Here is a 26,315-nt window from a genome sequence, read left to right as displayed (position 1 = left end):
CGCAAGCTCTTCCTTATCCAAAGGAAGAGCTTTTTTATATTTGAATGGAAAGAAGGAATGGACAACATGTCACAACAAACAACACCCGCAGAACAAAAATCACTTCAAAGAAAAAAACCGCCGTTTCGCGCGGATCAAGTCGGAAGCCTGCTGAGATCTGAGCCCGTCAAAAAAGCGCGGCTGCAAAAAGCGGCCGGCGATATGACGGCTGAGCAGCTTCGCCAGATCGAAAACGATGAAATCATCCGCATTGTGGAGAAACAGAAGGAAACCGGCCTGAACGTCGTGACAGACGGTGAATTCCGCAGAGCGTGGTGGCACTTTGATTTCCTTGAAAACTTAGATGGCGTTGAGCCGTTTACTCCTGAGCACGGAATCCAATTCCATAACGTACAGACAAAAGCACGCGGCATTAAAGTCACAGGTGATATCGATTTTTCAACTCATCCAATGCTTGAAGATTATTCATTTCTCCATAGCATTGCCGGTGACGCGACGCCAAAAATGACGATTCCAAGCCCGAATATGCTGTTTTTCCGCGGAAAACTGGAAAAGGATGCGTATAAAAACGACTATCATCTTTTCCAGCATGATGTATCCAAAGCATATAAAAAAGCGATTCAAGCGTTTTATGACAGAGGCTGCCGCTACCTCCAGCTTGATGATACGGCGTGGGCCGTTTTCTTATCAGAAAAAGGCTTAAAACAAATCGAAGCGTTCGGAACAACGCCTGACGAGCTTCGCCAGCTGTTTGCGAAATCCATTAATGACGCGATTGCAGACCGTCCGGATGACTTGACGGTAACCATGCATATTTGCCGCGGCAACTTCCAGTCCACTTGGACAGCAGAAGGCGGCTATGACGCAGCAGCCGAAACCATTTTTGACGGCTTGAATCTTGACGGCCTTTTCTTAGAGTATGATGATTCGCGCTCAGGCGGATTTGAGCCGCTCCGTTATGTAAAACGGTCTGATCTTCAGCTAGTTCTTGGCTTAGTGACATCTAAATTCGGTGAGCTTGAACATCCGGATGACGTGAAACGCCGTATCGAAGAAGCGTCCCGTTATGTCAGCTTAGACCAGCTTTGCCTCAGCCCTCAATGCGGATTCGCTTCAACTGAGGAAGGCAACAAGCTGACTGAAGAACAGCAATGGGCGAAGCTCCGCCATGTGGTTGAGATCGCGAATGATGTTTGGAAATAAGCAAAGAAAAAACACACTTGATTCCCTAGCGGAGCAAGTGTGTTTTTTATGTCATTGTGCGGTGTAGCCCCCATCAAGGACGACAGCCTGCCCAGTGACGCCCTTCGCCTTCTCGCTTGCTAAAAACACGGCATAATCCGCAATTTCCTTGACGGAAAGAAGCCGTTTTTGCGGCACAAGCGGAAAAATGACCTCTTCAAGTACCGAGTCGTAAGGGACATTTCTTGCTTTTGATAGATCGCTAAGCTGATTGCGGACAAGCTGGGTATCGACATAACCCGGACAGAGCGCATTGACTGTAATGCCGTGAGGCGCGCCTTCCAGCGCCCCGACTTTTGTGAGTCCAATGACGCCATGCTTGGCGCTATTATAAGCGGATTTTCCCGCAAAACCGACTAAGCCATTAACAGACGCGATATTAATGATTCTGCCATACTGCTGTTTTTTCATGATCGGAAAAACATGCTTCATTGCAATAAAGGGCGCCGTCAGCATAACCTTGATCAGCAGTTCAAAGGTTTCTGTCGGAAACTCTTCAATCGGGGCGACGTGCTGTATACCGGCATTGTTCACCAAAATATCCAAGCGGCCGTATCGTTTTTGGATGGCGTCCACCATATCAGCAACTTGCGCTTCCTTTGTCACATCACACGGAATGGCCGCCGCGTCAAAGCCTTCTTCTGCAAGCTTGGAGGCTGCTTTTTCGCATGCTTCCTGACGGAGGTCTGAAACGATGACGCTGGCGCCTTCACGGGCGAATTCTCTTGCCATTTCGAATCCGATTCCGCCGGCAGCCCCAGTCACCAAGGCGACTTGTTTTCTCATGTCAAACACCTTCCCATTAAGAATTGAGTACAGACTGGCTTACAGCGAAATTCGCTTCTGTTTTTTCATAAACCTCTTCAATTGTGACGCCATCCTGAAGCTCCGTCAGTGTCATGCGGCCGTTCACAAAATCAAAAACAGCCAAATCCGTAATCAGCCTGTGCACGACTTTCTGGCCTGTCAGCGGAAGAGAGCATGTTTTTTTTACCTTTGATTCGCCATGCTTATTGACATGCTCCATGATGACAACGATTCGTTTCGCCCCGTTGACGAGATCCATTGCGCCGCCCATCCCTTTTACCATTTTGCCCGGGATCATCCAATTGGCCAAATCACCCTGCTCCGAGACCTCCATTCCGCCAAGGATAGCCAAATCGATATGCCCGCCTCTTATCATCGCGAATGATTCAGCGCTGTCAAAATAAGAAGCGCCCGTCACTTCGGTAATTGTTTCCTTCCCCGCATTGATCAAATCCGCATCTTCCGTCCCTTCCAAAGGATAGGGGCCGATTCCGAGCAGGCCGTTTTCTGACTGAAGCATGACGTGAACGCCATCGGGTATCTCATTTGCGACAAGCGTCGGCATTCCAATCCCGAGATTCACATTCATGCCGTCCTTGATTTCTTGTACAGCCCGTTTGACCATCCGTTTTCTCGCTTCCTTCACTTCGCCTCACCCTTTCCCGATGCTTGCTGAACTGTTCGCTTTTCAATCCGTTTTTCTTGGCTCGTGCCAAGCACGACATGCTGTACGTAAATTCCCGGCGTATGGATATGATCTGGATCGAGCTCTCCCGCTTCCACGATTTCTTCCGCCTCGGCAATCGTGATCTTGCCTGCCATGGCCGCAACGGGATTGAAATTTCTCGCCGTTTTCCGAAAGACCAAATTGCCCATGGTGTCCGCTTTCCACGCTTTGACGATCGCCACATTGCCGGTAATGCCTCGCTCCAGCACATAAGTCCGGCCGCCGAATGTTTTATGTTCTTTTCCCTCAGCTATGGTGGTGCCGACGCCTGTCGCCGTATAAAATCCCGGTATGCCCGCACCGCCTGCACGAATTCTCTCGGCGAGCGTTCCTTGGGGAACAAGCTCGACCTCAAGCTCTCCGCTTAAAAACTGTCGCTCAAAAATTTTATTTTCACCGACATAGGATGCGATCATTTTCTTGATTTGCCTATTAGCCAAAAGCAAACCGAGCCCCCAGTCATCGACTCCGCAATTGTTGCTGACAACGGTTAAATCCTTTACTCCTCGATCTCTTATCGACAAAATGAGCTGTTCAGGAATGCCGCACAGCCCAAACCCTCCCGCAATCAGCGTATCTCCATCATGAATCAATTTCGCAGCTTCTTTACTAGATGACAACACTTTTCCCATATTGATGCCCCTTTCGTTTTCTCTTACACTAGGCCGGTCAGGCTGTAAATCGCGATCACAGCAAATACGGCAGCCGTTTTGATGAGCGTGATCGCAAAAATATCGCGATACGATTGCCTGTGAGTCAGTCCCGTCACAGCCAGAAGCGTAATGACGGCGCCATTATGCGGCAGTGTGTCCATCCCGCCTGATGCCATTGAAATGACACGATGCATCACCTCCGGCGGAATATTGTAAGCCTGAATCGCCTGTAAGTACTGCTCTGACATCGCGCTTAGCGCAATGCCCATACCACCTGAAGCCGAGCCGGTGATTCCCGCCAGCGCAGTTGTCGTAACGGCGCCATTGACAAGCGGATCGGTAAAAGTATGAGAAATTCCGCTGCTCAGCTTATGAAATCCCGGCAGCGCGGCGATAATGCCGCCGAACCCATACTCGGCACCCGTATTCATAGATGCCAGCAAGGCTCCGCCGATCCCTTCATTCAGCCCTTCCTTCATTTGAGCAAACACGCTTCTCCAATCAAATAAAATCGTTGTGATGATGCCGATCACTAAAGCAATCTCCACCGACCAAATGGCAGCGGCAGAAGAAATATCAAGCCTGCCGAACTCCTTTAATCCTATGGAGGAAAAATCAAATCCATTCGGATACCACTTTGGCAGGTAAATGGTGAAGCATTTATTCACTGCACCGACAAGAATAAGCGGGACAAAGGCAAGTGCATCCCGAATCGGGCTTTTGTCCGGTTTAGCACGGGACTCAGTCGATTCAGGCGCAACATTCAGCGAATCAAAACCGCCATAACCCTCGCCAGATGCCTGCGCTTTTTTCCGCCTTGATTCCAAATAGAGCATCCCAGCTGCCAGCACAATCACTGCGCCCATCAAACCCAGCCAAGGGGCGGCATAAATGTCTGTTTTGAAAAACGCCGTCGGAATGACATTTTGGATTTGCGGCGTTCCCGGAAGCGCGTCCATCGTAAACGTAAATGCCCCTAAAGCAATCGTTCCGGGGATGAGGCGTTTCGGTATGTTTGCTTCTTGGAACATGTTTTTCGCAAAAGGATATACGGCAAATACGACAACAAACAGGCTGACGCCGCTGTACGTCAAGACAGCGCCCATCAGCACAATGGCAAGTATCGCTCTTTTTGCCCCGACAAGCCTGACAATCGTTTTCGCGATCGATGCCGCAAGTCCGGCCATTTCAACGACCTTTCCAAAAATCGCACCGAGCAAAAAAACTGGGAAATACAGCTTAATAAACCCCGCCATTTTCTCCATAAAAATTGATGAGAAAAAAGGCAGCACATGGCTTGGATCTGTCAGCAGCACCGCGAATAACGCACAAATCGGCGCAAACAATATGACAGAAAATCCCCGATACGCCGTAAACATCAGCAAACCTAACGCCAATAGAATGATGATCAGTTCCACACACATCCCCCATTTCCTCCAACTAGAAAGCGTTTACAAAACCTGTCCGCATCGGCTGTTTCCGTCCCCTTTCCATATGTACGAGAAGTGTGGGCCAACTATTCCGATTAAAAAAGGAAAGCCCCTTTTTTCGGAGCTTTCCTCTGCCATTCATTTCATTCCTATCAGGATATCAACATCAACCGTAATATCGGCTGATGTCATTTCTTTCAGCAGGCTGACTCGGTCTTTCGGCGCCGACCAGGCAAGCGGCGTCATCTTGAGAAGCCAGTGGATCGCCTGCCGGTCAAGCGTTTTGATATAGCGGAGCCTGACAGGACGGCTGTGCGCCGCATGTGCTGTAAAACGCTCAACAGCTGCCGCATTAGAGTACGTACGCCTCGGTGAATCAGTATATAAAAATTGCCGTAATTCTAGTAAATAATCGCTTCGCGGCACTACTTTTATGAGCATGCCATCATCCTTCAGCAGTCTATGAAACTCTGCATAATTAGATGGCGAAAAAATAGACAGAACAACATCAAATTGGCGATCATGAAATGGAGCACACGCCACATCGGCAACCGCCCACATTTGATCTTTGAATGCCTTAGAAGCTTTTACAATCCCATCCTTCGAAAGATCGATGCCGATTCCCATCGCTTCTTTCCCTAAATAATCAAACCCGCAAAGCGCATTCAAATGAGAACCCTCACCGCAACCGCTGTCCAGGATGGTGAATGCCTCTTGACCGGATTTGGGATGGCTGATGAGTTCTGCTATCGTATCATGGAGCGGCTCAAAAAAACCACATTCTCCAATCAGCCTGCTTCTCGCTTCAAAAAGCTCGGCACCGTAACTGGTTTTGACCGGCTTTGTCAGGAAGTTCACGTAGCCGTGCCGAGATAAATCAAATGTATGCCGCCGTTCTGTACAAATCAAGCTTTTTCCTGATGCCGCATCCATGGAAGAACCGCAGAGCGGACATCGAAACAAGCTGAAATCAACTGTTTGCTTCATGATAAAAAACACCTCATTCATTCATTTTTAGATAAATGAAAAAGGCATAGACAAATAAACCTAGGCCTATCTCAAAAATTGGCCAGGTCTGGCAGTTTGTCTACACCTGTCATTATCTATAACGAATGAATTGAATAATCATGAAAAAAACTCCCTTTTTGCTGTATGGGTTTCCCCTCTCCTATCATACAACAATTATCCAGAAACCGGAATGAGATGTTCAACGACTGCTTGTTTTCCAAAGTCATCCTGATTCAGAAAATGAAGTAATGCGTCTGCGGTTTCTTCAGGAGACTGTAATTTCCCCGCTTTCTCTAACTGAATGAATTCATCAACATAAGGAAAATCTTCTTTGCGGACGGAGCGGATTTCAGTTTGCAGCCGAGTGTCCACCACCCCCGGATAAACCGCTGCGATTTTCACTGGATTCCGCTGATTCTCCTGTTCTAAATTGATGCTTTTCGTAAAGGAATCCAGCCCCGCTTTTGACGTGCTGTAACAGCTTTGTGAGGGCATTAAATATTTGGCAGAGGCTGACGAGATATTCATGATTCGCTTATCCGTTTCGATGTGCTTCGTGTGCTGCACAAAATGGGAGGTCATAACCATCGGGGCAATTAAATTGATCTGCATATGCCGGGCAATATCCTCCGCTTTATTATGTTCTATCGGCGCCACAGGCGACAGCACACCGGCATTATTGATCAAATAAATGCCTTCCGGATGCGGATCTCGTTTGATATGTGCAAACAAATTTTGAAAGAATGCTTCAATTTTGTGGGTCTCTTTGAGGTCGAACGAGTAATATTGCATATGGTTGTCCTGATCAATCAGGTTTTGATTAGGACGTCTTGATATACAATACAGCCGATGGTTAGAATCGATGAGCTTTTGGGCTAAGGCTTCGCCAATTCCTCTTGACGTGCCCGTAATGATAATATGCTTCATTATTTTTCCCCTCCTGATTTTCAATCATCATATCAACATAGCAATCCAGCATGTTTTTCCTTTATTTTCTCATTTCAGAATATAAATTTTATTATTGTGAAAATAGTTAAAAAGGTTGATTTTCAAAAAGTGAAAGGATAAAATACTGCTATCATCTTAGAAAAAGACATTCTTGTATATGATCAGTAATATGGTCTGATTGTTTCTACCTAGTAACCGTAAAAAACTAGACTACAAGAAAGTTTGAATAAATTTGAACGAGTTGAAAAGGACAAGTTCTTTTCTGTTTGCTCTTATTTTTCACACTTTCTGCACTTCCAGAATTTGTGAAGGATAAGAGCTTTTTTTGTTTCCATAATAACCCTCATAGGAGTTGCTATCATGTACTTTTTACTAAACCTTGTTGGTCTCATTGTGATTATGGCAGTTGTATTCCTATGTTCTCCGCAGAAAAAGAAAATCAAGTGGCGCCCGATCATGACGTTAATTGTTCTGGAATTGCTGATTACTTGGTTTATGCTGGGAACAAAAGTCGGGAGCTGGGCCATCGGTAAAATTGGTGATTTCTTCACTTGGCTGATTGCTTGCGCCAGTGACGGTATCGCGTTTGCCTTTCCGTCAGTGATGGCGAATGAAACAGTAGACTTTTTCTTTAGTGCGCTTCTTCCAATTATCTTTATCGTCACATTCTTTGATATTCTAACATATTTCGGAATTTTGCCTTGGCTGATTGATAAAATCGGATGGGTGATTTCAAAGGCTTCCCGCTTGCCGAAATTAGAAAGCTTTTTCTCTATTCAAATGATGTTCCTGGGAAATACCGAGGCACTTGCGGTCATCCGCCAGCAGCTTACGGTATTAAATAACAACCGCCTGCTTACATTCGGTTTAATGAGCATGAGCAGCATCAGCGGCTCTATTATCGGATCTTACCTGTCAATGGTGCCGGCAACATACGTGTTTACAGCGATTCCTTTAAACTGCTTAAATGCGCTGATTATCGCAAACCTGCTGAACCCTGTTCACGTGCCGGAGGATGAAGATATCATCTATACACCGCCTAAAGAAGAAAAGAAAGACTTTTTCTCTACGATTTCTAACAGTATGCTTGTCGGCATGAACATGGTTATCGTAATCCTGGCCATGGTGATCGGATATGTCGCACTAACGTCAGCAGTGAATGGCATTCTTGGCGTTTTCGTACACGGCCTGACCATCCAGACGATTTTTGCTTATCTGTTCAGTCCGTTCGCATTCCTGCTTGGATTGCCAGTGCATGATGCGATGTATGTTGCTCAGTTGATGGGCATGAAATTGGCAACGAACGAGTTTGTTGCGATGCTTGACTTGAAAAACAATCTCAAATCCCTTCCGCCTCACACCGTTGCGGTGGCGACGACATTCCTGACGTCCTTCGCAAACTTCAGTACGGTCGGCATGATTTACGGCACGTACAACTCGATCCTTGACGGAGAAAAGTCAACGGTCATCGGGAGAAACGTGTGGAAGCTCCTCGTCAGCGGAATTGCGGTATCTTTATTAAGTGCTGCTATTGTCGGCCTGTTTGTGTGGTAGAAACATTGAGCCATATCCCTTTTCGGATATGGCTCTTTTGATTATTGATAAATAGAGGCTGGAACCTGCACATCCCGAATTCCTGCTACATAAGGCCCCAAGTCATACTGGCCGAAGACGATGGCGATCCCGTTTGCCGTAAAGTAAAACATTGTGTTTTGGTTCAGGGTGATATCCTCTTTCTTTACATCAGGGAAAAACAGCTCATCGTGTTTTTTGATATAACTATACAGATAATCTCTCGTTTTGCTGACTTTTGTTTTGGTGTTCAGAATCTGATTCAGCGTCACGCGCTTTTGTGTGTTCAAGTCATAGTTGAAAGACTGAACAGACGTTAAACCATGGGCACCGCCTGAATAGATATAATTGAGCGTTTGAATGCTGAGCTTGCCCGCCGCATTGTACTTGACGCTGAAGGATGTTTGATATTCCGTTTTGAAGCCTTGTTGTTCACCTGCTTTTTTGTTTTTCAGATATTCCTGATACGATTGTTCAATGTAGGCTTTCAGCTCTTGATTGATTTTCTTTTCAAAAGCGGCATTCCCGATGTGATGCACTTGTGGATACTTTAATTCCTTGATTTTTTTGTACGTATGGGTGCTGACAGTTGGTTTTTTCGTTTGAACTGCGTTTAAAGATGGGGCTGCATATGCAAATACGGAAAAAAGCAAGACTGCAATCCCCGCAGCTTTCAGTATGTTTTTCCACTTCATTCGATCTCCTCCTTTGATGTCGCTGTTTATCATTCCCTTATTTAAGCAATTCACACTTTTATAGACTGATTAAGTCGAAAGAAGTTTCTAGGTCTAACAGCATGATTTTTCCCACTAAAAAAGAGACACAGAATGTCTCTTTTTTATCGCCCGGAAATCGCTTCATGAACAGCTTGTGCCAAATCTGTATTTCCGAACATCTCTAATACCGCAATGACAGTCTGGTTCGGAATGTGCTCTGCTTCGTGTTTTGGCACGACCAGATCGTCCATGGTTTTTTTCAAGCTTTCATTCAGCTTTTGCTGCGGATACGCTTTGGCGTACAGCTCCATCGGATCAAGGTCATGGTTCACGCACCATTGGGCAAACACCAAAATCATCATATTTTCGTCGCGTTCGTAAGCTTCAGCGAGCTGTTTTTTGTTCATTTGTCATGCTCCTTATGAAAAGTATCTTTCTTTAAGATACAGGAGCCGATCAAATTCGTCTATCCCAATGGCGATGAGCGGCAACCGCATCAATAAATGTCTTGCTGAATGCGGCGTAGTCAGATTCATCTTTAGCCGTCACGATGCCTGGTCCCTCTGTTGTTCCGACAGAGGATTGAAGAAGGTCAATTCCTTCATTTGCCGCACCGATCGCCTTGTAGTGATTGTAAGCTTCCCTGATAAACGCCATCGCTTGTTTGTTGTCTTTTAACTCCGGCCCTCCTGCGGCATAGACGGCATCATACAGAACAGAGTCAACAGTCAGAAACGTGCCGCCGGCCTCAAGCTGCTGGCCGCTGTCGCTTGTCATATACCCTAGATTCTGACTGATGATATCCACTATGACTCCTTCATTCTTTAAAGCATCCAGCACTGTTTGCAGCTCTTTTTCATGAAATCCGTTTCCAGCAAGTACAGCGACTTTTCTTGTTGACGCGGTTTTCACTGTACGGGCCTGGCTTAATGCAGGCGAAGTAAGAATTTCTTTAGATGCTCTACGCTTCGCTGGCGCCGCCACACCTACTCCTTTGGCGATTTCTTGCGCCAAATCTTCATCGACATTGCTGAAGACATCAACGACCTGCCGCTGGACGTCCTTGCTTTTGACCTTCCCGACCTCGAAGCAGAAAGCAGAAATGATGTGTTGCTTTTCCACTGGAGACATGCTGTTCCAGAACAGCTTCGCCTGTGAGTAATAATCGTTGAAGCTGTCGCTTCGCTGGCGGATTTTTTTGCCCTCGACTTTTTCCTGATAGTGGACGTATCCGCCTTCTTCAGCTGTCGCAGGCGACGGATCATTGTTTTGCAGAGAGTTTTTATGATAAGCGACAGGTCCCTTATTGATCGTCATCCGGTGATAGCCGTCGTACTGGTTGTTATGGAACGGACATACCGGCCGATTAATCGGAAGCTCATGGAAGTTCGGGCCGCCAAGACGGATGAGCTGTGTATCTGTATAAGAGAAAAGCCGCCCCTGCAGAAGCGGGTCATTTGTAAAATCGATGCCCGGCACGACATTTCCAGGGTGGAATGCGACCTGTTCTGTTTCCGCAAACACATTATCCTGGTTGCGGTTCAGCGTCATTTTCCCAATGATTTTCACTGGCACGAGCTCTTCCGGCCACAGTTTGGTCGGGTCAAGAATATCAAAATCAAACTTGAATTCATCCTCTTCGTCAATCATCTGCACGCCAAGCTCGTATTCAACCGTGCCGCCGTTTTCAATTGTTTCCCACAGATCGCGGCGGTGGAAATCGGGATCTTTCCCGGCAATTTTTTGTGCTTCATCCCATACGAGAGAATGCACGCCGAGCACCGGCTTCCAATGGAATTTCACGAAACGCGCCTTCCCTTGCTCATTGACAAAACGGAACGTGTGGACGCCGAAGCCTTCCATCATTCTGTAGCTGCGCGGAATGCCTCTGTCTGACATCGTCCACATTACCATGTGAGCCGACTCAGGGTTATTGGCGACAAAATCCCAAAACGTATCGTGGGCGGTCGCAGCCTGAGGCATTTCATTGTGTGGCTCAGGCTTAAACGCGTGAACCAAATCCGGGAATTTGATCGCATCCTGAATGAAAAACACCGGAATGTTATTACCCACAAGGTCATAATTTCCTTCTTCAGTATAAAACTTTGTCGCAAAGCCTCTGGCATCCCGCACCGTGTCTGCGGAGCCTTTAGAACCCGCAACCGTAGAGAAACGGACAAATACCGGTGTCTTCACTGAAGGGTCCTGAAGAAATTTGGCCCGTGTGTACTCGGTCATCGGCTCGTAAACCTGAAAAAAGCCATGCACGCCATACCCGCGCGCATGCACAACGCGCTCCGGAATCCTCTCATGGTCAAAGTGCGTCATTTTCTCCCGGAAGTGAAAATCCTCCATTAGGGTCGGGCCGCGAACCCCGGCCTTTAACGAATGCTCATCCTCCGACACCCGCACGCCTTGGTTTGTCGTCATTTTCTTCCCGCTGTTATCGGTCCTGTACTGTTCAAGCTGCTCGTCCTTTGAGTGTTCATTTACACGTTTATTTTGATCATTACTCATGTCTGTTCCCCCTTTTTAAAACGAAACATTCTACAGCACATTTACCCGTGGCGTTCTTGATATAAACTGCCAATCCGCTCAATAGGATTTTAGGTCTACATATCAGGATGAGGTCATACACATTTGAAATAAGCCTTCTTTACAGAAAGAAAGTATGGAAGCGCTTACGAAAAAAAGCTGTTGAATAGGGGAGGTCATATCATGCTTGCCATACTCGGTTTTGTGATGATGATTGTTTTTATGTACCTTATTATGTCTAACCGGCTTTCCGCACTTATTGCTTTGATTGTCGTTCCTGTTGTGTTTGCCCTGATCAGCGGATTTGGCAAAGATCTTGGCGAGATGATGATTCAGGGTGTTACAGACCTCGCTCCTACCGGGATTATGCTGTTATTCGCCATCCTGTATTTCGGCATTATGATCGACTCAGGCCTGTTTGATCCTCTCATTGCCAAAATCTTATCGTTTGTCAAAGGAGACCCGTTAAAAATCGCCGTAGGCACAGCGGTTCTGACTATGACCATTTCGCTGGACGGAGATGGGACAACAACCTATATGATTACGATTGCGGCGATGCTGCCACTGTACAAACGGCTCGGCATGAATCGTTTGGTGTTAGCGGGAATAGCGATGCTCGGTTCGGGGGTTATGAATATTATCCCGTGGGGCGGGCCGACTGCGAGGGTTTTGGCCTCCTTAAAATTGGACACGTCAGAGGTCTTCACGCCGCTGATTCCCGCTATGATCGCCGGCATTCTCTGGGTGATCGCCGTTGCTTATATCCTCGGAAAGAAAGAGCGGAAGCGGCTCGGCGTCATTTCGATTGATCACGCACCGTCTTCCGATCCAGAGGCTACGCCGCTGAAGCGTCCCGCTCTCCAATGGTTTAACCTGCTGCTGACTATCGCTCTGATGGCCGCTCTGATCACCAGCCTGCTGCCGCTCCCTGTTCTTTTTATGACCGCGTTCGCCATCGCCTTGATGGTCAACTATCCAAATGTCAAAGAGCAGCAGAAACGAATCTCGGCGCATGCGGGTAACGCGTTAAACGTTGTCTCAATGGTGTTTGCGGCAGGGATATTCACAGGCATTCTCTCCGGCACAAAAATGGTGGATGCCATGGCGCATTCTCTCGTTTCACTCATCCCTGACGCCATGGGTCCGCATCTGCCGTTGATCACTGCGATCGTAAGCATGCCCTTCACCTTTTTCATGTCGAATGACGCCTTTTACTTCGGTGTCCTTCCCATCATCGCCGAAGCCGCTTCCGCTTACGGAATAGACGCCGCTGAAATCGGAAGAGCCTCCTTGCTGGGTCAGCCCGTGCATCTGCTCAGCCCGCTCGTGCCTTCCACCTATCTATTAGTCGGAATGGCAGGCGTCAGCTTTGGCGACCATCAAAAATTCACTATTAAATGGGCCGTGGGGACAACGATTGTGATGACGATTGCGGCGCTTTTGATCGGGATTATTTCGTTTTAATCAAAAAAGGATTTCCGCTGGCGGAAATCCTTTTCTGTACATTATTTTTTTGTATAGCGCACCCAGTCGTAATGAGCGTATAGCGGATTTACACCATTGTAGGAACCGAGCCATTCATCGACCCCCGTGCCATTCCACAGGTTCATCATGATTTTTCCTGGTGTTGTCGGAATTTGGTTTGTTGTAGTATGTTTTAATTGCCCATCGACATACCATTTAATAGAGTTTGGCTGCCAATCGAACGCATACGTATGATAGGCATTGGCTGCATCAAACCCGAGATCCACAATCTTCTCATGGTTTCCTGCACCATTTGTATAATAGTTAAATTGAACCTTTGTTGTGTCTTTTCCTAAAAATTCGATATCAATCTCATCCCAAGGGGTTCCATCTGTCGGACCTGTGTAAGTGAAGAACGATGAAACGATCCCTGTGTTTTTAGCTGGTTTCATTCTGACTTCATATAATCCATAGCCATATGTTTGGACAGAGCGGTTTTCCCCGCAATCAAACTTGTTATAAGATGGACTCGTTAGCGCCAAACGCATTTCACCCAATGACGTCATTGATACGTTGTTAGCACGCCAAGTGCAGTTGAACATATCTCCATTTGAATAACCATCTGCTTTTTGCCAAAAGCCAGAGTTATAGCCGTTAAAAGGGTCAAAAAACGATCCACCTGTTTGAGCCGAGGCAGTAGAAGTGACTGCAAACAAACTCATAAACAATCCAGTGACAAGAAGCAGCAACACTCGTTTCAGATAAGGCATATTGGCATTCCCCTTTCATTGAAAGCGTTTTCTATGTTGATCTTACATGATTCTTTTAAAAGGGAACATCGGTCAAAATAATGATAATAACGAATCTTACTGATTGCTATGATCACCTCCCTCTAAAAAAATAAAAACCTAAATTACCATTAGCCCAGACATAAATGATCCGCACTCATTGTAATTTAGGTTTTGCCTGCTTTATCAGTAACAATCCTACCATCATCATATTGAAATGTAAGAAAAAACGAACACACGAAAATAAAAATGTCAGCGCTCTCATTATGCTTGTTTGACTATCCTCTCTATGTGAATCGTTAAATACAATAGCTCGTCACTGGTGAGCTTGTGCTCATACTCCCGCTTAATGTAGGTTTGGATTTTCTTCGTGCAGTCATACGCCCGATGATACTTTTCTCTCACTGTCTCCAGCAAAAAATCATCCTGGCTTTCCATATGTGTACCGTTAAAAAGACGCTGTGCGAAAAACTTTAAGTGGGTGACGAACCGATAATAGTGAAGCGATTCTTCATTGAATTCAATTTTAAAATGGTATTTTACAATACTCAAAATCTCTTGCATGACTTTTGTAATGTTGATGATATTGGGCATCTCTTCATTCAGCTCGGCATTGACAATATGCAGAGCAATAAAGCCTGCTTCATCCTCTGGCAGAGACACGCCAGTCTTGTTTTTTACCATGGCCAACGCTTCTTTGCCAATGGCAAATTCGTCTTTGTACAGCCGTTTTGTTTCCCACAGCAAGGCGTTTTTGATATCAAGCCCTTTCTGATTGCGCTGGATGGCAAAGTTAATATGATCGGTCAGCGACACATAGATGCTGTCGTTGAGCTTTTTGCCGAGCTGTAATTTTGCGTAGCTGATAATCTCTTCGGATACTTCCATGCACTCGATCGGTATATCATACAAAAGGGTTTTAAATTTTTCTGATACATCCTTGTTATCGAGCGTAAACACCTTCTCAATGCGGGCTTCATCGACATCATCGCCGGACTTTTTCTGGAACGCGAGCCCCCTGCCCATGACAACCAACTCTTTCCCCTGTTCATTGACCACGCTGATCACATTATTGTTGATCACCTTCGCAATTTTCATGACATGTCCCTCCAATCAACTAAGAACAGGCTATATCTTGATTGTACATCCTTTTTGCACTAGGTCAATATCATCAGGGAAAGGCGGGAACCAGTTAGTACAATTCACTCAATACCGGCTGTCCGGGCTGTTTTTGAAGCAGCGCCTCCAGGTGGCGTTCAAATAATGCCTTATCCGCTTTCTGCTTTTTGACAATGCTGTTCATGATTTTGACGCTTTCAGCGCTGTATTGTGTATATTGTTTTTTCAGCTGATCCAGCTGCTGTCTTGTCGTCTTCGCGTTTTTCGGTGTGACTTGACTGATGAGGTTGATCATACGGCCTGTGATCTCAAAAAAAGCGGCTCTATTTTCTGTCAGCTGCTGAATTTCGCTGCGGATCATGTCTTGATTTCGCGTTTTTTCAAGCAAGGCGATCGCCTCGCTGTTTTGTTTTTTGAGCGATTTGCTTTCAATTTTAATCGATTCAAGGTTCTCTTTCGCAATGTCTGCTTCTTCTTCAGTCATGCTGCTTCGCACGAAGTATTCTGGATTGCCGATCCCATAATCAAATGCTTCGCTCACTTTGATCATGGAACTGAACACAATGGCCAGCTGCCTTTCGCTTGCAAGGGCTTGGAAATCCTGCTTTTTCTTACTGCTCATCGGTTTGGCTGCGGTTTGTTTTACTGTCTTTTGATCACAGTCTGCGAACGTCTGAGCCTCACCTTCACTTTCGCATGCGCTCATCACAAGAACTGTGACCAGCAGGCTTATACACAAGCCTATTCGCCTCATGCTCTGTCTCCTCTCTGCTGAATCCTTCTGGAAAATACCATAAAATATAGTTAAATGGTACCAGATGCACCTAACCCCAGCAATAAATCAAAAGTATGATTTGAAGCGAAAAAACATAAATATTTTGTAAAAATTGACGTGCATTCCATTCTTTTCAGGACCATTTCTCGTACAATAGAAGTATCGTTACCGGAGAGGGGCTCTGATGATGAAACGTTTTTCGAAACAAGAAAACAGCTGGGTGTTATATGACTGGGCAAATTCGGCTTACTCAATTGTCGTGACCACCGCGGTGTTTCCGTTATTTTATAAATCAGCGGCTGCGGAAAGCGGTGTCAGCGCCGCTCAATCGACTGCCTATCTGGGCTATACCATTGCGATTTCAACATTTATTCTTGCGATGCTCGGCCCTATTTTAGGCACAATCGCCGACTATGAAGGGTGCAAGAAAAAGTTCTTCGGTTTCTTTGTGTCTGCCGGTGTCGCCAGCACCGCGATGCTCGCCTTTATCCCTAGTGAACATTGGCTGCTATTGTTGCTGTTTTATACAATATCGGCTATCGGTTTTTCCGGCGCCAATGTGTTTTATGATGCCTTTCTCGTTGACGTCACGCCTGAGAAACGGATGAATCTCGTCTCGGCACGGGGTTTTGGCTTAGGATACATTGGAAGCACAATTCCTTTTATCATCAGCATTGCGGTCATCCTGCTCGCACAAGCAGAAACAATCCAAATGTCTGTATCGGCTGCAAGCCAGCTGTCCTTTTTTATAACGGCTGCTTGGTGGGGGCTGTTCACCATCCCGATGATCAAGCATGTCCATCAGCGCTATTACATCAAAAGAGAACCTCATATCGTCATCAACAGCTTTAAACGGCTCGGCCAAACGATGAAACGGATCAGGCAATACCGGGCACTGTTTCTCTTTTTGCTCGCTTATTTCTTTTATATCGACGGTGTCGGCACGATTATTACGATGTCGACATCCTATGGATCAGATTTAGGGATCGGTTCCTCAAGCCTCCTGATCATCCTATTTGTCACTCAGGTGGTCGCAGCGCCGTTTTCGATTATATACGGAAAACTGGCAGAACGCTTCACGGGGAAGACAATGCTGTACGTTGGGATCGTTATTTATATGATTGTCTGCGTGTACGCCTATTTTATGGAGACAACGATTGATTTCTGGATACTGGCCATGCTTGTCGCTACCTCGCAGGGCGGTATTCAAGCCCTCAGCCGTTCCTATTTCGCCAAGCTTGTGCCAAAGCGCCACGCCAATGAATTCTTCGGTTTTTACAACATTTTCGGAAAATTCGCCTCAATTATGGGCCCGCTGCTCATTGCCGTGACCGCCCAGCTAACCGGGAAATCCTCGACTGCGGTGTTCAGCCTGATCATTTTGTTTGTGATTGGTATTGTGATTCTTGCCTTTGTTCCGGAGGAGACCAGCGCCGATGTCAGCCAGCATCAAAATGACCTGCCCCTTTAACTGGGAGCAGGTCATTCATCATTTATTCGCTTTATTCACCTTGAGCTTTTTCCCCTTGACGGTTGTGTTCTTCATCACTTGGAGAACATGAGGGCCTTTCCCATTTAAAATCTCAACGTATGAGGCGTTATCCATAATCGTGATGATGCCGATGTCATCAGCTGACACACCATCAATTTTGGCAATCGTTCCTACAAAATCAACGGCTCTGATTTTCTTTTTCTTTCCGCCGTTAAAATACAGCTTCATAATGTCTTTATTCAGCTCTTCGCTTTTGTCCTTTTTGCTTTCCGGACGGTCATTCATTTTAGCTAGAAATTCTGGTTTCTTTCTTGCCACGTCCTCTTGAGAAGGAGCCTCCATTTTTTGAATCTTAAACCCGATATATTCTTCAATGTCGGCTAAAAACCGTTTTTCGAAGGCCGCGACAAACGAAATGGCCTTTCCTTTGTTCCCTGCGCGTCCCGTTCGGCCTGTGCGGTGCACGTAGCTTTCTTTTTCAAGCGGCAGATCATAGTTGATGACAAGGGAGATATTTTCAATATCAATCCCGCGCGCGGCGACATCCGTCGCGACTAAGTAACGGTACTCGCCCCGTTTAAATTCATTCATGACGTCGAACCGGTCTTCCTGAATCATTCCGCCGTGAATTTTATCGCATGGATATCCTAAGTCATCCAATTCATCGGTCAGCTGATTGACGTGCTCTTTCGTTCGGCAGAAAATGATGCAGCTATCGGGATTCTCCGTCATCAGCACATCTTTCAGCAATGAAAATTTATTCTCTTCTCTTACTTGAATCACCGCATGTTCAATATTTCTTGTGGTTAGGCCGGCCGCTTTGATTTCGATATGCTCCGGGTTTTGCATATATTGACGGCTCAGCTTCTCGATATCCTGCGGCAGCGTCGCCGAAAACAGCATCGTCGTGCGCTCAGTCGGCAGATGCTTGATAATCGCCTCGACCTGCTCGATGAAGCCCATATTCAGCATCTCATCCGCTTCATCAATGACCAAATAAGAGAGACGATCCAACGGCAGCGTGCCTTTTTCGATATGATCCAGAACACGTCCCGGCGTACCGACAACAATGTGGCTTTTTTGCTTAAGCTCGGCTTTTTGTTTATCGAAGGAGGACTTTCCAAATACAGCTGTCGCTTTGATTCGTTTAAATCGTCCGATGTTCGTGATATCCTCTTTTACTTGCACCGCAAGCTCACGGGTCGGTGTTAAAATAAGCGCCTGCGGCTTGTTTTCATCCCAATCCGCCAGCTCACAGAGAGGAATCCCGAACGAAGCCGTTTTCCCGCTTCCCGTCTGTGATTTGACGACTAGATCCTTTCGTTCAAGGGCAGCCGGGATCACGCTCTGCTGCACCTTGGTCGGTTCTGTATATCCCAGTCCTTCCAGTGCTCGTAAAATGTCATGACTGATTTGATAGTTTTTAAAATGACTCATGTATAAACTCCTGTCTCTTGCAGATGTTCTCATTATACTCTAATTGACGAAGGCGTATGTGTTTTGTCGAAAAAATGACGTGTTAAAAGCCATCGATTCCCTGACGTTTTAGCTCCTGAACAGCCAATCGCGCCAGTGCGTCGGCCCCCGCGCGGTTCGGATGCAGCGTATCTCCGTCCATATAAAGCGCGAGTGTTTTTTCCGGACCGATCGATGTAAAGTATGCCGAGCTGAGGACATTTAAGTCAATGAGGTATGTTTTTTCCTCTTCGGCCAAAGCCAAAATAGAGGCCCTGTACCATCTGTTTACAGACGAATGGATGCCTTCAGAAGTAAAATCGGTCGCCCGGCCCTGAGGCGTTGATAGGATGACGTCCGCTCCTTTCACTTTCACCTGGCGGATCATATCACGCATCATCTCTTTAAACTCCGCTTCAGATTCATTATGCTTCGGATTTGTGTCATTAATGCCAAGCTGCAAGATAAAATAATCCCCCGGCTTGATGTACTTCAAAATCGCCTCCAACTGCCCCTCATTTCTGAATCCTCTCGCGATCTGTCCGCCAGACGCCATGTTTCTCACTTGAAAGGTGTGTTTATCGATATAGTGAGGCAGCATCTGCCCCCAGCCCGCCTGCTTGCTGCTGTTGAGCGGATAATAATTGCACACCGTCGAATCGCCGCCGACATAAATGGTTCGGTTCGTCACCGACTGATCAGACAATTTCTTTATTTTCAAGGCGCTGAGCGTAAAAGCGGTGCCAGCTTTCCCCTCTGTCACCAGCAGATTCAGCTGCCCGTCGGTGACAGGAATTTGGAACGTATCCTCCGCGCCGTCCCCCGTCATATTGATGACCTGAAACACGCCCTCCGCCGCCACACTGGCCCTTGCCGTATTGCCAAGCATCACCTTCACCTCGTAAAGGCCGTTCGGGAGATCCACTTGAAACGTGTTATTGCTTTTCGTCCCATACGCTAAAAATTGAACCGCATCACTCTTCACACCAGTCCCGGATGCCGCCACATCCTTCATATTCTCCGGTGTTTGAAAGCCGTAGCCCTTTGACCGGTCATACCGATCAGACGCCCTGACACCAATGTAACCAGGCTCCACCGAACCGCTCCCAAAATCAAACTGATACACCTTCGGCTCCGCCGCCTTCACACTCTCATTCCCGTCAAAACACAACATCAACATCATCACAAAAACCGCAGCCATCCATTTTTTCATCAAGAAACCCCCTATATGAAAACGCATACATTAATGCATACTCGGTGATTGTTTCTTTATGATGGCTGAAGGGAGAAAAAAATGGCGTTGAGGAATAAAAATGAGGGGGGAGTCTCAAGAAGGGGAAAATCAGTGTGACTTCTTGTTACACTTGATCACATACCAACCTCCGCAATAGAAGCTTATTTGGTCTTCTTCGTCATACACATAATAACGGAGTCTTTCCCATTGATCATCAGTCGGTTCAATCTCCAACTCAACCGCATCGATGGATTCAAGGTCATCCAGCCTCGATGCACTAATGTTTTCAAACCGCAATTGAATGTCACAGGTTTGAGCAGATAGTTTTAATTCAAACACAGGAATTTGAATATAACGATCATCTTCTTTCATATAGAAAGAAAACTCGTTTAATGTAAATGGACCTGTATCCTCATCAGAAAGATGCTTTTTCAATTTCTCGTATTGTGTGATATTCAAATGAATTCCCCCTATTCTTAGTTACCGCCAACCATATAGATGTCTACAGCATCGTATTCAAACCACATGATCCGTTCGCCTGAGTCCGTTAGACACTGGAGCTTCCCTTCTGAAAAATAACTTTTATCCGGTTGAGGATCAGTGATCAGAAAAACATCGTCATTGATGGAAGCTAGCAGAAAGAGATAACCTGCAATGTCACGGTCTGCTTTCTGTATTACGGATTCGAAACGGAATTCCCTTTTGGCCAGCTTCGTCACCTTGTAAGCATGTCCTTCAAAATACTCGGAAAGGTGTTCTATAAATGAACCAGTCGTTATTACCTGTATCATGATTCGATCGTAGGCAAGCCCTTCCCAAAAACGATAAAACGACTCTGCATCTTCAAGTTCGTATGACGTAACAACTTGGCCAGACTTAAGATCGATCATGTCCAAATTGCCAATACTGTCAATAGCGGCTATTTCCATAAAACCTTCCCCTTATCAGTTGGATAGTGCAACGCAAATCTCTTGTCTGACTTGTTCATACAATAATATGTGACAATACAAATCGGTATCGTTTTTAATCATGACTGTCGGGATGTCTGGATACAGCTCAAAAAAGGTTTTCTCCAACGAACGCCGCTGATGCCGGGGCATCCTTTTATTCGCCAGCACATAATCCAAACTGCCATCAACTAGCATAAAAAACTCATAGATGTCCGCTTCAAAGCCGTACAATTCACTAGGATAAGGCTTTTCTTCAAGCTCTCGCTGTCTTTTTCTCAGTTTTTGAAGCACGTTGATCCTCTCCCTCACCCTATTCAACTTCCATCACCTCATATTGCCGGCAATAAAAACGGAACGTCTCCTCTTCCCATTCTTCCACAAGGTAGATGCCTTGCGGCTGCGATTCAATGCTGAGAAGGCAATCAGACATATATGCCACCTTTCAAAAAGCTATCTACAAAATCTCATCAAGTTCTCCCTTTTGATTCTGCCTTTTTACAAATAAAATTTATTGTCATCCTTACGATCGCTTCTTATACTGAAGCATATATTTCAGTTGAATCAAAGAAAACCCTTTCAGTTTCAACTGCATAGACCGCTTGATTAATTCCAATCAAAACGTTTGCATTCGATTCATAATCTTCAATTAAAGGGTGATATAATGTTCCAATACCCTTGATGATACATTCTTGAATAAAATACGATGCTGCTGCTGCTTTCCCTTCGTATCCATTTCTAAATAAAGAATAAATTCTTTTTTAAAGAACTGAAAATCTGTTTTTAATACGATGAATTCCGAATCAATCAGATGCTTTTGTATTGGATTACTCACTTGAATCCTCCCTCCTTGAAAAAAATTTCTTAATCCCAGCCACTATATAATTTCTTTGGTTTTTTTCAGTTTTTTCATGAGAATTAAGCACTTGATATTCTATAGAATCAAAGGATACACATTTAGATTCTATAGCAAGTAAAGTCCCGTTAATTTCTATAAGAAAATTAGCATTTAAGACTTGATTACCTAATATACATTTTGTAGTTTTCCAATTCCTTCTTTGAAATAACTGATTTCTTCAAGGTACCAATTAGTATCAATGGGTATAGTTTTATCAAACTTGTTATGAACACTAAAATCGCAATAAATTCCACTTATATCCTTAAATGAAATTTCTTTTAAAGTGGCTTTTTCTTCTTCATATAACTTAAGATAAAGAGTTAATCTATTCTCTAGGTATTCAAAATTAATATCGTACATAAAGCAATTAACATCGTGATTTATATAATCTATCCATTGCTCAATACTGTTCATGTCATACTCCTCACTTCATTTTAAGTAAAAGGTTTAACATGCAGATGGGATACTTTAGAATACTTTTCAGGAATAGTTTTGTAATTCTTCTTCAATATCTTCAAGAACCAGAGGTATTGGTTTTGAAACTGAATTACGATTGTTAAAAAATATTGATATACCGACTCCATCTTCAAGCATTCCAGGGAGCCAATTTTCCACAAAATCATCCAAGGAAATTGATTCTGGACTTGTGTCCTTCCATTGCTTAATAGCACAATGATTTGCATGTTCTTTTGTCGCCAAAAAATGCAGGTGTAGTATACCGTTCTCGCCTTCAGATATAACCCATCCCTCGTCGTTACTTAATGACCAGATTTCTTCATAGTCAACAACTTTCTTAATAAAATAACGATATCTTTTATCAGGATCTAACTTTAATGTCATCTCAAGTTCTTTTTCATTCATTTTTCACTCTTCCTTGTAAGCAGTGTAAGAGGGACATCAGCTAGTCCTTGACCCTATCTAATGCCCCTCTGGATATAACATCAGATTATTATTTCGATAAATTCCGCGTAACGGTTAGGGAAGTTTTGAAGGTTTTTTTACATCTTCCAGGTTTGTTTTTAAAGCATCTGCAAAGCATTCTAGCTTCTCTTTATTACAGGTAATCTCAAACAATTTAGAATTAAACTTACTGTCATCTTCAAGTATAATTTTAATCTTAAAGCTGTAATATCCGTTTTCTTTATTAATATTGAGAATTAAAAGTGGATCAATGGTTTCTAAATTTATCATATCTTGATTTCCCATTATCAACGTTTCAATTCCAGATATCAGCAATTTATATTCACTCTCTAATAAAACAGCGGAAAAATCGCGAACGATCGCTTTTTTATTTTCCAACAACTCAAATATGGATAAAATAAATGGATCATCATCCATCTCTTGATACCTTCTCGGTGTTAGTTCAAGTTCAAGACAATCGTCTCTAATTTTGGCCATGCTGCCTCCTTGTTTTAAGGTATGCATAAAACGATTGATCATCAAAGCGAACTGTTTCAGCTTCTATAGCAATCAGCATTCTGTTCATGTCAATGAGAAAGTTAGCATTTGATTGATACTCCGGAATTACAGAATTTGATAGATTTCCGATTCCTTCTGGATGATAACTCATCTCAAAAACTTGCCAATTATATTCTTCCGGATCTATTTTTTCCAATCTCATGTCGCCTACATCCGCACTATAATAAGTGGATGCCACATTTTGAAATAATATTTTATGCGTATATTCAGCTTCACTTTCAAAAACCTTGATATTAAGTGAGAGTTCTTTTTTAAACACATTAAAATCTAAATGAAGGACACTGCACCCCTCATCTATATAATCAACCCATTCATTAATTGTTTTGCACATTGTCATCTCCTGCATCTTTTTTAATCAATAACACCTTACCACCAAACACAAATTACTCCGTATATTGTTTGATCCAATCATTTAAATCATCTGTTGAGTGCAAATAAGTTTCAGGAGAATCTTTCAAATCAATCCCGCTTAGAAGGATTAACATATCCCAGACTCTATCGTCTTCTCCTTCGGGCTCATCCGCATAAACATAAGTGCCCGCCCAATCCGACACTTCTTCTCTTGTTGTTTGTCCGGTTAAGACACTTTTGATTTTATTCGTGCATTCTAGTAAATTTGGCTCGATCAAATTGATCACCACGCATTCAAGTACTAAATGATTTTATAAAGTTTACAGGTTTTTTGCATAAAAGAGCTCACAACCGTATTCCGTGTGAAATAAACAGATTACAAATGTAAAGGAAGGTTCCATCAAAATAAAGCTATTGGAAAGTAATTGATCTTCAAATTCAATAAAATCTAATAAACAGTCTAGATGCTCTATACAATCTTTCAGCGTACTCTTGATGGCTCCCACTTCATCACTTTGTGGATGGAATAGGTAAACGATATCATTTATCCTCTCAGAACCCACAGTAATAATGGTTTCTTTTAAAAGCTGTTTAGCCTCCTTTTTGCTAATTACTCCTACTTCACGTACTATACCTACTATAGAATTTGACAAGACAGTATCCAGCAACTTACGGCTTAGTTCTGCCTCAGTGAATTGATAAATAAACCCTTTTTTTGTACAATTGTTTAATCTCTCTTTTACTTCTTTTATCAATAAATATCTTTTATTTTCTTTAAGTTTTTCAGCTAATTTGCTGCTCGTCACTCTCTCACATCCCAAATAAACAGCCAGGTTTTACTTTAAAGTATCGATCTAATACAAATCTCATTCTTTCGCACATAACTATACTTTTAATTTAATGAATTATACTAATAGAATAATCATGATGATTCCATACAAAAGCGTAAAATATACTATTTAAAATTTGTTAAATGATATTTAAAATATTTTCTCTATGTCTTGAACCTATCCTGATTGTCTCAGAATCTGTTATTTCTATATGATAGAAGACAATATTCAGTAAATCTTTAATTATTGTTTTTTCTGTTATATGAACTGTGCTTAATATATTTTTTAACTCATCGTCTTTTCTCACTAATATGATATTCTCATGAGCAACAATTGTATTTTTGTATTCTTCTGCTGATGTTTTCGTAAAAGATATTTTTTTAGGATTAAACAAAGTATTTCCTTTTAATCTTGCCGAGTATATGCGATCATAACTATCTTTATTTGAAACTGAATAAGAATACATTGCATATTGTTTACTTTCTATTTTTTTTAATATGTCGAATATTATATCCTCTATTGTTCTATATTCTTTTTCAACCCGATCATAGTCATTGAGAGTTGATATTTCATAAAAATAGTACATTAACTTTTCCCCTTTTAAACCCACATTATGAACTGTCTCCTCCATCCTTACCGTATTACTTTGTAAAGGATTCTATATGGCGTTTGTCTTTGTTAAAATTTTAAACATCCCACAGCCAATTATCAGGTTCTTCCTAACTGATCACAGATCAAATGATCCGGCGCAAAAATTGAAATAACTGTATTATTGATTCAACAATGTTAGCGCCCTCGGAATACAATTACAATATTTTTCTAGAATGTTTATGTTATTTTAAGAATAAAAAAAGGCCCCCTAAGGCCTTTTACGCTTTCTTTCTCAAGCTTGTTCTATATTATTGTCTTCAGCAACCACATCCGCCTTCCCGCGCCTCCTGACAAGCGTCAAAGCCATGCCCGCAAAGATCATCACGATGCCTAGTGTTTGATAGAGGTCTGGGCGGAAACCCGTGAAGACGGTATCGAGCACGATCGCGACAGCGGGGTCAAGAAAGACAATGATTGAAATAAATTTCGTTGATAAAAATCGCAAGCTGTCAAAAAACAACAAATATACAATACCCGTATGAATAATACCGGTAGATACCACCATAATCCAGTTTCCCTGAGAAAGGTCAGCAAAAGCGCCAAAGTGAATAAACGGAATTAGGATGATAACCCCTAAACCCGTTTGCAGGAAGGTGGTCGTGTAAGGGCTGAGGTTTTGAATGCCTTTTCCCAATAAAGTAGTGAACGCATAAAACAGTGCGGCGAGAACGGCCCAAATGATCCCTGATCCCATCAGCTGTGTCAATGAAGTGCTGCCGTTAATCCCGGAAATCAGCGCAGTTCCCAGAAAACAGATGATAATGGAGCTGACGGAGATGACATGTAGTCTCTCTCTGTAGATGATGCTTCCCAGGAGAAGAACAAGCACCGGTGCTAGGTGATAAACGGAGATAGCAATTGTAACGGACGTTTCTTCAAAAGACTTAAATAAGAACACCCAGTTGAATACAAGAAAGAAACCGCACGCCAATGTTTGGAGCACGTCTCTCTTTCTCCATTTTTCAGTTTTATATTGGCCGGACGCCAGCCAGCAAAAGCTTAAAAATAGCGTCGCGCAAAGGCAGCGGACAAAGACCAATTCAAATGACGGCAGATTGGTATGCTCTGAGAAAAAGCCGATGGAGCCGAAAATCACCATAGAGATGACCATTTTGATTACGGCTGTTGATTTTTGTTTTGGTGTGATTGAGAGATCTTGCTGCATCAAGCGTATTCTACCTCCAGTTATGTATA

At 43.9% G+C, this 26,315-nt stretch carries 29 protein-coding genes, 1 pseudogene and 1 riboswitch; of the genes and pseudogenes, 4 read left to right on the top strand and 26 right to left on the bottom strand.

Annotated elements, in window-relative coordinates; genetic code table 11:
* The first annotated feature begins 66 nt into the window (after positions 1-66).
* On the top strand, positions 67-1,203 hold the full coding sequence (locus NZD81_RS12510; RefSeq protein WP_014665935.1) for a 5-methyltetrahydropteroyltriglutamate--homocysteine S-methyltransferase: 1,137 nt from the start codon (positions 67-69) through the stop codon (positions 1,201-1,203).
* 51 nt (positions 1,204-1,254) lie between these two features.
* Here NZD81_RS12510 and NZD81_RS12505 read toward each other — a convergent pair whose 3' ends face one another.
* From NZD81_RS12505 to NZD81_RS12480, 6 genes are all read right to left on the bottom strand, one after another.
* Positions 1,255-2,028, bottom strand: coding sequence for a 3-hydroxybutyrate dehydrogenase (locus NZD81_RS12505; RefSeq protein ID WP_014665936.1), 774 nt, complete (start codon positions 2,026-2,028; stop codon positions 1,255-1,257).
* A gap of 16 nt (positions 2,029-2,044) precedes the next feature.
* The gene (locus NZD81_RS12500; protein WP_014665937.1) at positions 2,045-2,695 is read right to left on the bottom strand and encodes a CoA transferase subunit B; all 651 of its coding nucleotides are present in this window, start codon (positions 2,693-2,695) and stop codon (positions 2,045-2,047) included.
* Entirely contained in the window at positions 2,692-3,408 is a 717-nt protein-coding gene (locus NZD81_RS12495) for a CoA transferase subunit A (RefSeq protein WP_282373814.1), read from the bottom strand. The genes NZD81_RS12500 and NZD81_RS12495 overlap by 4 nt, the downstream gene beginning before the upstream one ends.
* A gap of 23 nt (positions 3,409-3,431) precedes the next feature.
* On the bottom strand, positions 3,432-4,847 hold the full coding sequence (locus NZD81_RS12490) for a GntP family permease (RefSeq protein ID WP_040082487.1): 1,416 nt from the start codon (positions 4,845-4,847) through the stop codon (positions 3,432-3,434).
* Between the two features lie 150 nt (positions 4,848-4,997).
* On the bottom strand, positions 4,998-5,846 hold the full coding sequence (locus tag NZD81_RS12485) for a methyltransferase domain-containing protein (RefSeq protein WP_282373815.1): 849 nt from the start codon (positions 5,844-5,846) through the stop codon (positions 4,998-5,000).
* A gap of 195 nt (positions 5,847-6,041) precedes the next feature.
* Positions 6,042-6,794 carry a (S)-benzoin forming benzil reductase gene (locus tag NZD81_RS12480; protein WP_040081350.1) on the bottom strand — a complete coding sequence of 251 codons (753 nt, stop codon included), beginning with the start codon at positions 6,792-6,794 and terminating at the stop codon, positions 6,042-6,044.
* A gap of 152 nt (positions 6,795-6,946) precedes the next feature.
* Positions 6,947-7,048, top strand: a riboswitch (purine riboswitch).
* A 127-nt stretch (positions 7,049-7,175) separates the two neighbouring features.
* On the opposite strand from NZD81_RS12480, the gene NZD81_RS12475 reads away from it, so the two are divergent.
* Positions 7,176-8,369, top strand: coding sequence for a NupC/NupG family nucleoside CNT transporter (locus tag NZD81_RS12475; RefSeq protein WP_014665943.1), 1,194 nt, complete (start codon positions 7,176-7,178; stop codon positions 8,367-8,369).
* A 41-nt stretch (positions 8,370-8,410) separates the two neighbouring features.
* On the opposite strand, the gene NZD81_RS12470 is transcribed toward NZD81_RS12475, so the two are convergent.
* From NZD81_RS12470 to NZD81_RS12460, 3 genes are all read right to left on the bottom strand, one after another.
* Positions 8,411-9,082: a DUF3298 and DUF4163 domain-containing protein gene (locus tag NZD81_RS12470; RefSeq protein WP_040081349.1), complete on the bottom strand. Its 672-nt coding sequence runs from the start codon at positions 9,080-9,082 to the stop codon at positions 8,411-8,413.
* 143 nt (positions 9,083-9,225) lie between these two features.
* Positions 9,226-9,510 carry a hypothetical protein gene (locus NZD81_RS12465; protein WP_282373816.1) on the bottom strand — a complete coding sequence of 95 codons (285 nt, stop codon included), beginning with the start codon at positions 9,508-9,510 and terminating at the stop codon, positions 9,226-9,228.
* A gap of 49 nt (positions 9,511-9,559) precedes the next feature.
* Positions 9,560-11,620 carry a catalase gene (locus NZD81_RS12460; protein WP_282373817.1) on the bottom strand — a complete coding sequence of 687 codons (2,061 nt, stop codon included), beginning with the start codon at positions 11,618-11,620 and terminating at the stop codon, positions 9,560-9,562.
* A 201-nt stretch (positions 11,621-11,821) separates the two neighbouring features.
* Here NZD81_RS12460 and citH point away from each other — a divergent pair, with 201 nt between their 5' ends.
* The gene (citH, locus tag NZD81_RS12455) at positions 11,822-13,102 is read left to right on the top strand and encodes a citrate transporter CitH (protein WP_069838405.1); all 1,281 of its coding nucleotides are present in this window, start codon (positions 11,822-11,824) and stop codon (positions 13,100-13,102) included.
* A gap of 41 nt (positions 13,103-13,143) precedes the next feature.
* Here citH and bglS read toward each other — a convergent pair whose 3' ends face one another.
* The 3 genes from bglS to NZD81_RS12440 form a co-directional block, all read right to left on the bottom strand.
* Positions 13,144-13,872 carry a beta-glucanase gene (gene bglS, locus NZD81_RS12450; RefSeq protein ID WP_289860614.1) on the bottom strand — a complete coding sequence of 243 codons (729 nt, stop codon included), beginning with the start codon at positions 13,870-13,872 and terminating at the stop codon, positions 13,144-13,146.
* Between the two features lie 282 nt (positions 13,873-14,154).
* The gene (licT, locus tag NZD81_RS12445; RefSeq protein WP_040081343.1) at positions 14,155-14,988 is read right to left on the bottom strand and encodes a transcriptional antiterminator LicT; all 834 of its coding nucleotides are present in this window, start codon (positions 14,986-14,988) and stop codon (positions 14,155-14,157) included.
* Positions 14,989-15,082: 94 nt separating this feature from the next.
* Positions 15,083-15,763, bottom strand: coding sequence for a hypothetical protein (locus NZD81_RS12440; protein WP_282373818.1), 681 nt, complete (start codon positions 15,761-15,763; stop codon positions 15,083-15,085).
* Between the two features lie 205 nt (positions 15,764-15,968).
* Between NZD81_RS12440 and NZD81_RS12435 the strand changes: the two genes are divergently transcribed.
* Complete coding sequence (locus NZD81_RS12435; RefSeq protein ID WP_282373819.1) at positions 15,969-17,255, top strand: MFS transporter; 1,287 nt, start codon at positions 15,969-15,971, stop codon at positions 17,253-17,255.
* A gap of 18 nt (positions 17,256-17,273) precedes the next feature.
* Here NZD81_RS12435 and dbpA read toward each other — a convergent pair whose 3' ends face one another.
* The 14 genes and pseudogenes from dbpA to NZD81_RS12365 all read right to left on the bottom strand — a co-directional run bounded on the left by dbpA (position 17,274) and on the right by NZD81_RS12365 (position 26,286).
* Positions 17,274-18,713, bottom strand: coding sequence for an ATP-dependent RNA helicase DbpA (gene dbpA / locus NZD81_RS12430; protein WP_289860612.1), 1,440 nt, complete (start codon positions 18,711-18,713; stop codon positions 17,274-17,276).
* 82 nt (positions 18,714-18,795) lie between these two features.
* Positions 18,796-19,944 (bottom strand): rhamnogalacturonan acetylesterase, encoded by a 1,149-nt coding sequence (locus tag NZD81_RS12425; RefSeq protein ID WP_289860610.1) that lies wholly within the window; start codon positions 19,942-19,944, stop codon positions 18,796-18,798.
* Positions 19,945-20,295: 351 nt separating this feature from the next.
* Positions 20,296-20,424, bottom strand: a pseudogene (locus tag NZD81_RS12420) (hypothetical protein); the annotation flags it as partial.
* A gap of 17 nt (positions 20,425-20,441) precedes the next feature.
* Positions 20,442-20,894 (bottom strand): hypothetical protein, encoded by a 453-nt coding sequence (locus tag NZD81_RS12415; RefSeq protein ID WP_282373821.1) that lies wholly within the window; start codon positions 20,892-20,894, stop codon positions 20,442-20,444.
* 15 nt (positions 20,895-20,909) lie between these two features.
* Positions 20,910-21,206: a YxiJ family protein gene (locus NZD81_RS12410; protein WP_282373822.1), complete on the bottom strand. Its 297-nt coding sequence runs from the start codon at positions 21,204-21,206 to the stop codon at positions 20,910-20,912.
* Between the two features lie 355 nt (positions 21,207-21,561).
* A complete protein-coding gene (locus tag NZD81_RS12405; protein WP_282373823.1) occupies positions 21,562-21,747 on the bottom strand; it encodes a hypothetical protein in 186 nt (61 codons plus the stop codon).
* 189 nt (positions 21,748-21,936) lie between these two features.
* Positions 21,937-22,224, bottom strand: coding sequence for a YxiG family protein (locus NZD81_RS12400; RefSeq protein WP_282373824.1), 288 nt, complete (start codon positions 22,222-22,224; stop codon positions 21,937-21,939).
* A gap of 66 nt (positions 22,225-22,290) precedes the next feature.
* Entirely contained in the window at positions 22,291-22,671 is a 381-nt protein-coding gene (locus NZD81_RS12395; protein ID WP_282373825.1) for a DUF2750 domain-containing protein, read from the bottom strand.
* 114 nt (positions 22,672-22,785) lie between these two features.
* Positions 22,786-23,208 carry a WapI family immunity protein gene (locus NZD81_RS12390; protein ID WP_282373826.1) on the bottom strand — a complete coding sequence of 141 codons (423 nt, stop codon included), beginning with the start codon at positions 23,206-23,208 and terminating at the stop codon, positions 22,786-22,788.
* The gene (locus NZD81_RS12385; RefSeq protein WP_289860608.1) at positions 23,195-23,626 is read right to left on the bottom strand and encodes a YxiG family protein; all 432 of its coding nucleotides are present in this window, start codon (positions 23,624-23,626) and stop codon (positions 23,195-23,197) included. Before NZD81_RS12385 ends, NZD81_RS12390 begins: the two co-directional genes overlap by 14 nt.
* Before the next feature lie 46 nt (positions 23,627-23,672).
* Positions 23,673-23,930 (bottom strand): DNA-binding protein, encoded by a 258-nt coding sequence (locus NZD81_RS12380; RefSeq protein WP_081379860.1) that lies wholly within the window; start codon positions 23,928-23,930, stop codon positions 23,673-23,675.
* Positions 23,931-23,960: 30 nt separating this feature from the next.
* Positions 23,961-24,446 (bottom strand): YxiF family protein, encoded by a 486-nt coding sequence (locus NZD81_RS12375; protein ID WP_119995544.1) that lies wholly within the window; start codon positions 24,444-24,446, stop codon positions 23,961-23,963.
* Positions 24,447-24,609: 163 nt separating this feature from the next.
* Positions 24,610-25,080: a hypothetical protein gene (locus NZD81_RS12370; protein WP_240345549.1), complete on the bottom strand. Its 471-nt coding sequence runs from the start codon at positions 25,078-25,080 to the stop codon at positions 24,610-24,612.
* A gap of 273 nt (positions 25,081-25,353) precedes the next feature.
* On the bottom strand, positions 25,354-26,286 hold the full coding sequence (locus NZD81_RS12365) for a DMT family transporter (protein ID WP_289861006.1): 933 nt from the start codon (positions 26,284-26,286) through the stop codon (positions 25,354-25,356).
* Positions 26,287-26,315 lie beyond the last annotated feature (29 nt).

It is taken from the genome of Bacillus sp. B.PNR1 (genome assembly GCF_030386235.1).
GTDB classification, from domain to species: Bacteria; Bacillota; Bacilli; order Bacillales; family Bacillaceae; genus Bacillus; species Bacillus stercoris.
The sequence above is the reverse complement of the archived record's forward strand: the minus strand, read 5'-3'. Positions and strand labels throughout refer to the sequence as shown.

Bases quoted from the DNA above. Each gene is read 5' to 3' on its own strand.
- NZD81_RS12510 (WP_014665935.1), top strand. From the start codon at position 67: ATGTCACAACAAACAACACCCGCAGAACAAAAATCACTTCAAAGAAAA.
- NZD81_RS12505 (WP_014665936.1), bottom strand. From the start codon at position 2,028: ATGAGAAAACAAGTCGCCTTGGTGACTGGGGCTGCCGGCGGAATCGGA.
- NZD81_RS12495 (WP_282373814.1), bottom strand. From the start codon at position 3,408: ATGGGAAAAGTGTTGTCATCTAGTAAAGAAGCTGCGAAATTGATTCAT.
- NZD81_RS12485 (WP_282373815.1), bottom strand. From the start codon at position 5,846: ATGAAGCAAACAGTTGATTTCAGCTTGTTTCGATGTCCGCTCTGCGGT.
- NZD81_RS12480 (WP_040081350.1), bottom strand. From the start codon at position 6,794: ATGAAGCATATTATCATTACGGGCACGTCAAGAGGAATTGGCGAAGCC.
- NZD81_RS12475 (WP_014665943.1), top strand. From the start codon at position 7,176: ATGTACTTTTTACTAAACCTTGTTGGTCTCATTGTGATTATGGCAGTT.
- NZD81_RS12470 (WP_040081349.1), bottom strand. From the start codon at position 9,082: ATGAAGTGGAAAAACATACTGAAAGCTGCGGGGATTGCAGTCTTGCTT.
- NZD81_RS12465 (WP_282373816.1), bottom strand. From the start codon at position 9,510: ATGAACAAAAAACAGCTCGCTGAAGCTTACGAACGCGACGAAAATATG.
- NZD81_RS12460 (WP_282373817.1), bottom strand. From the start codon at position 11,620: ATGAGTAATGATCAAAATAAACGTGTAAATGAACACTCAAAGGACGAG.
- citH (WP_069838405.1), top strand. From the start codon at position 11,822: ATGCTTGCCATACTCGGTTTTGTGATGATGATTGTTTTTATGTACCTT.
- bglS (WP_289860614.1), bottom strand. From the start codon at position 13,872: ATGCCTTATCTGAAACGAGTGTTGCTGCTTCTTGTCACTGGATTGTTT.
- licT (WP_040081343.1), bottom strand. From the start codon at position 14,988: ATGAAAATTGCGAAGGTGATCAACAATAATGTGATCAGCGTGGTCAAT.
- NZD81_RS12440 (WP_282373818.1), bottom strand. From the start codon at position 15,763: ATGAGGCGAATAGGCTTGTGTATAAGCCTGCTGGTCACAGTTCTTGTG.
- NZD81_RS12435 (WP_282373819.1), top strand. From the start codon at position 15,969: ATGATGAAACGTTTTTCGAAACAAGAAAACAGCTGGGTGTTATATGAC.
- dbpA (WP_289860612.1), bottom strand. From the start codon at position 18,713: ATGAGTCATTTTAAAAACTATCAAATCAGTCATGACATTTTACGAGCA.
- NZD81_RS12425 (WP_289860610.1), bottom strand. From the start codon at position 19,944: ATGAAAAAATGGATGGCTGCGGTTTTTGTGATGATGTTGATGTTGTGT.
- NZD81_RS12415 (WP_282373821.1), bottom strand. From the start codon at position 20,894: ATGGAAATAGCCGCTATTGACAGTATTGGCAATTTGGACATGATCGAT.
- NZD81_RS12400 (WP_282373824.1), bottom strand. From the start codon at position 22,224: ATGAACAGTATTGAGCAATGGATAGATTATATAAATCACGATGTTAAT.
- NZD81_RS12395 (WP_282373825.1), bottom strand. From the start codon at position 22,671: ATGAATGAAAAAGAACTTGAGATGACATTAAAGTTAGATCCTGATAAA.
- NZD81_RS12390 (WP_282373826.1), bottom strand. From the start codon at position 23,208: ATGGCCAAAATTAGAGACGATTGTCTTGAACTTGAACTAACACCGAGA.
- NZD81_RS12385 (WP_289860608.1), bottom strand. From the start codon at position 23,626: ATGACAATGTGCAAAACAATTAATGAATGGGTTGATTATATAGATGAG.
- NZD81_RS12365 (WP_289861006.1), bottom strand. From the start codon at position 26,286: ATGCAGCAAGATCTCTCAATCACACCAAAACAAAAATCAACAGCCGTA.